This window comes from Vibrio sp. 99-70-13A1, from assembly GCF_013114625.1.
Lineage (GTDB): Bacteria > Pseudomonadota > Gammaproteobacteria > Enterobacterales > Vibrionaceae > Vibrio.
The window spans coordinates 1-1,556 of record NZ_VTXD01000086.1 but is presented as its reverse complement, the minus strand read 5'-3'; the positions used below and the strand labels follow the sequence as shown (position 1 = coordinate 1,556).

The window sequence follows — 1,556 nt, the reverse complement described above, 5'->3', positions numbered from 1 at the left end:
TGCTATCCCCACCACTGTTACAGCCTGTTGATAGCGCAGCAAACAATAAGATGGGTGCCCAATGAAAAGTAATATGCATTTAGAATTCCTGATACAAATCTTGAGTGGAATACAAAGAGTTATACGCTCATTAATATCCAGCCGGTTTTGAAAGTTGTAATGATGTTCTAACCGATACACCGAACGAACTATGAAAACCCATAAACCAATTTGACTGAGGATTCGAAAATAAAAAAAAGCGCCTAAGTTAATAAGCGCTTTTTTGAATGGATTTAGCTAAGTAAATGTATTGGCTATCGACTGGTGAATGTGTAACTCCCACCCGCTCTTCGGATCATATTGTAATCGCCCACACCATAGAGACTCCATGCAAACCCAAAGCTTATATCTGAAGTTTCACCTGAAGTTGGAGGAGAAAGGAATGTAATGGTTTCCTGTGTGCCAGCAGGAATAACGTATATTTGAGCTTCCTTTAACTCACCAAAGGGTGTTCGAGCTATTGGTTGTACTGTATTCGATCGATCTCGGAGGGTATTAACCGTTAAAGTGATGTCATTGGTTACGGCTTCAAATGTATAAGTGCCCAGTTCATAATACTCTGGGAGGTCACCGCTATCTTGTGTCTTATCAATGGTCCATGTATTGCGATACGGTAATAGAACAGGGTTGGGATCATCATTAATTGTTACCTTTGCATGGGGACCTGAAAGTGAAGCAACGCGCGCATAAGTTGCCTTGTATGGAAAAGATGAGAACTCTCCATCACTGACTTCGACAGTAATGCCATAGTCACCAGCTACGTCTGCTACAAAGTGTGTTTTTGGTGAGCTTGGGTCAACTATCACAGCGTTTGACGCTTGAGGTTTTGAGGTGAATGACCAATGGAAAGTGATTGGGTCGCCATTTGGGTCTTCGCTTTTACTTGCGTCTAATGGAATCGTCATACCTTCTATGGCAAGCATGGCGGATCCAACGCTTACACCTGGTGGGACGTTCTCATAGTAGAAAGAAACAGTGGCTGTATCACTGGCGGATGCTAAACCATCGGATACAGTAACTTCCACAATGTAATCCCCGATTGTATCTGTCGTTAAAATCGTGCTTTTACGATAGGTGGAAGTGGTTATATCCAGTTTTGGGTTACTGTTTTCTGGTTGCTGTATGATTTTCCAGTGATATGTTAACTCATCATTATCAGCATCACTTGTTGAGACTGACAGATGAGCTTCATCAATAACATTCTTTCGGTAATTGTCTTTGAACATTGAAACCGTCGGTGGAGAGTTTTCTCCATCAGAAACCGCAACAACTTTTACTTGGTTGGTTCGGCTGCTGATGGTTCCATCATGAACGACAAGATCAACAACATAGGTTCCTAACTTGTCTGCTATAAATGTGGGCTTTATGGCATCGACCTGAGACAGTTCCGCTAGACTTTGAAGCGGGGTTGAGCTCAAAGACCATTGATAGGTAATTTCGTCTTTATCATAATCAATGCTTGAGGTTCCATCGAGTTGTACCCGATCGCCTTCTTTCACTTGCTGATTTATGCCTGC

The 1,556-nt window shown here is 42.2% G+C and carries 1 protein-coding gene; it reads right to left on the bottom strand.

From position 1 onward, the window contains the following. Positions 1 to 293: 293 nt before the first annotated feature. The coding region (locus tag F0226_RS22265) for a PKD domain-containing protein (protein ID WP_171737676.1) at positions 294 to 1,556 on the bottom strand (1,263 nt) is incomplete at its 5' end.